The sequence below is a fragment of the uncultured Thiodictyon sp. genome, assembly GCF_903828115.1.
Classification (GTDB): Bacteria; Pseudomonadota; Gammaproteobacteria; order Chromatiales; family Chromatiaceae; genus Thiodictyon.
This window is the reverse complement of record NZ_CAIKKU010000280.1, coordinates 1-2004: the sequence shown is the minus strand read 5'-3', so window position 1 is coordinate 2004 and position 2004 is coordinate 1. Positions and strand designations below refer to the sequence as shown.

At 62.6% G+C, this 2004-nt stretch carries 3 protein-coding genes and 1 pseudogene; 1 reads left to right on the top strand and 3 read right to left on the bottom strand.

Annotation, left to right across the window (positions count from 1 at the left end; all coding sequences use genetic code 11):
* Nucleotides 1-324 precede the first annotated feature (324 nt).
* The gene (locus QZY48_RS10440; protein ID WP_295430767.1) at nt 325-543 is read left to right on the top strand and encodes a DUF433 domain-containing protein; all 219 of its coding nucleotides are present in this window, start codon (nt 325-327) and stop codon (nt 541-543) included.
* Between the two features lie 242 nt (nt 544-785).
* On the opposite strand, the pseudogene QZY48_RS10435 reads toward QZY48_RS10440, so the two are convergent.
* The 3 genes and pseudogenes from QZY48_RS10435 to QZY48_RS10425 form a co-directional block, all read right to left on the bottom strand.
* Nucleotides 786-1140: pseudogene (locus QZY48_RS10435) on the bottom strand (type II toxin-antitoxin system VapC family toxin).
* Complete coding sequence (locus QZY48_RS10430) at nt 1137-1352, bottom strand: AbrB/MazE/SpoVT family DNA-binding domain-containing protein (protein WP_295430765.1); 216 nt, start codon at nt 1350-1352, stop codon at nt 1137-1139. The pseudogene QZY48_RS10435 and the gene QZY48_RS10430 overlap by 4 nt, the downstream one beginning before the upstream one ends.
* Nucleotides 1353-1363: 11 nt before the next feature.
* Nucleotides 1364-1876 (bottom strand): hypothetical protein, encoded by a 513-nt coding sequence (locus QZY48_RS10425; RefSeq protein ID WP_295430763.1) that lies wholly within the window; start codon nt 1874-1876, stop codon nt 1364-1366.
* Nucleotides 1877-2004: the final 128 nt, after the last annotated feature.

Below are 2004 nucleotides of genomic sequence, written 5' to 3'. Positions count from 1 at the left end.
GGCATAGTAGTCGGAGGTTGGGAAAGCCAGCCACGTGGCGAAGGACCCGACGGAAGTACGCAGCCCACCAAGGAAACTCGGGCCGGACATGCAGGATCGGAGCACACGAGCCAACCTCACTGTAGGGCAATAACAACTGGGCCTTGTAACGGGTGACTGTGAAGGTCCGCGCGAATGTGAGTACAACCGAGGAACCGGATGCGGGAAAACTGCACGTCCGGGATTGCGCCGGGGGCGCCGGGTAACCGGCGTTCCTACGGCGGAGGCCTCGCAATCCGCAGCTATTGGTACACTGCCGCTTCAGTCATTCATCGAGGCGCCTCCATGAACGCACATCTCATCACCGTCGACCCCGAGATTCACAGCGGAACTCCTGTGTTCTTCGGTACCCGCGTACCTATCAGGACCTTGTTTGACCACTTGGAGGCCGGCGATGCGCTTGAGGTCTTTCTCGACGACTTCCCATCGGTGAGTCGCGATCTAGCCGTTGCCGTACTGGAAGAAGCTCGAACAGGACTGGTAGCAGAAGCGCATCCTGCTTGACGAAGATTTGCCTCGTAGCCTTGGCAAGCTACTTACAGGTCACGAGCCCGAAACAGTCCCCAGGTGCGGATGGTCAGGCGTAAAGAACGGGAAGCTACTCGCGCTTGCTGCCACGAGGTTCGATGTCTTCTTGACAATGGACCAAAATATCGAGTTTCAGCAGAATCTCGCTACGCTGCCAATTGCGATTCTCGAGGGGATAAGGGGCCAGGCTCAATTAATTTTGTTTCCGCCCGGCGGATTTAATTGAGCCTGGCCGCCTTTCCCAAGTCATCATCCTGAGTCCAGACAGTCGCCCCGCAGGCCTGCGCGGTCGCATAGATGATGCTGTCGGCCGTCGGTAACTTGTGCCGACGCGCCAGGCGGGCCGCCGCGATGGCCAGGTCCGCATCCAGGGGCACCACCGAGCCCTCCTGCATCGCGAGCATCGCGCGGTTGGCCGCCGATTCGCCCCTCTCGCGCTCGGCCCAGCGATAGACCTCATGCAGGACGATGGTCGGCACCAGCGGCGGTGGCGGTCGCCACCGGGGCAAACTCACCGGCATTGGGGCCATTGGCGAAATACTCGATCCAGCCGGATGAGTCGAGCAGGTTCACACCCGATCATCCCGTGTGCGAATGTCGTCGAGACCGGTGTTGGCCCCTTCCAGAAACCCACGCAATGCGGACACCGGCTCGCACGGCAGCAGTTCGATCCCGTGTTCGCTCGCGCGGACCATAAAACGCTGTCCGGGCTTGAAATTCATGGACTCGCGCAGCGCCTTCGGCAGGACTAGTTGATACTTGGTCGATAAAGTGGTGGTTTCCATCGCCCTGAAAGTCAGTACAGATAGCGCCCCGCCGCGGTCACCAGGTCCTCGCGCTGCGGCAGGTCGCGGGGTGCGATCGACACCAGCAGCATGGCCGAGCGACTACCGCGGGCATTGTGCAATTCATGCAGGACGAGTTGGCGGGCGGCCGGGTCCCGCGGCTCCCGCTCGATGTTCATCGCGTCGATATGGAGTGTGACCGTTTCGGCCCAGAGTTGGTGCGCGGCATCGTCGAGCAGCTCGGCGACGATCTCCAGATGGTGCTCCAGGACCTTGTCTTCGGTGCCCAAGCCGGCCAGCTCGCTGGTGATCGCGTCCAGTTCGCTGGTCAGGGCGGCCGGGTCCGGGTGCTCGTCCTCGGCCGGATTGAGGCTCCAGCCGCCGCGTGTGAGTGCCGCCAGCTTGCCGCGCAGCAGGTCGCGCTGGCGCATGAGGTCGACGCGCTCCACGCGGACCTCGCCGATCCTGGTCAGGGCCAGAAACAGCAGGTGGTCGAAGGCGCGGCGTTTGATGTCTGATGTCAACTATCTTGGCCGGTCGATGACAATTATCTTGGCCGGTGGTGGGGCCTGAGCGATAGGGCCAGTGAGTGCGGTAGGGCTGAGGTGGTGGGCGCCCCTGGCGGGGCCGCGCACGGCTAGGAGCCCGAAGG

Excerpts from the sequence above, each read along its gene's own strand:
- QZY48_RS10430 (WP_295430765.1), bottom strand. The coding sequence starts at position 1,352 with ATGGAAACCACCACTTTATCGACCAAGTATCAACTAGTCCTGCCGAAG.
- QZY48_RS10440 (WP_295430767.1), top strand. The coding sequence starts at position 325 with ATGAACGCACATCTCATCACCGTCGACCCCGAGATTCACAGCGGAACT.